At 42.9% G+C, this 231-nt stretch carries 1 pseudogene; it reads right to left on the bottom strand.

The annotated features are described in order from the left end of the window. Positions 1 to 12: 12 nt before the first annotated feature. Positions 13 to 231 (bottom strand): annotated as a pseudogene (locus AAEZ00_RS22265) (methyl-accepting chemotaxis protein); the annotation flags it as partial.

Raw genomic sequence — 231 nt, forward strand, 5'->3', positions numbered from 1 at the left:
TTTCTAAAGATATTACACTTTAAAGCGGGCTACTAAGACATCTAGTCGACTGGCTAACTGATTCAATGATTTACTCGCATTTGCAGCCGCGTGAGCGGTATCTGCTGTTCGTAGAGTGATATCGTTGATTTCAGTCACATTACGATTAATGTCTTCAACCACGGTAGATTGCTCTTCAGTGGCGGCAGCAACTTGAATGTTCATATCGCTAATTAGCGCAATGCGTTCGCT

This window comes from Shewanella sp. S1-49-MNA-CIBAN-0167, from assembly GCF_040310145.1.
Lineage (GTDB): Bacteria > Pseudomonadota > Gammaproteobacteria > Enterobacterales > Shewanellaceae > Shewanella > Shewanella psychromarinicola.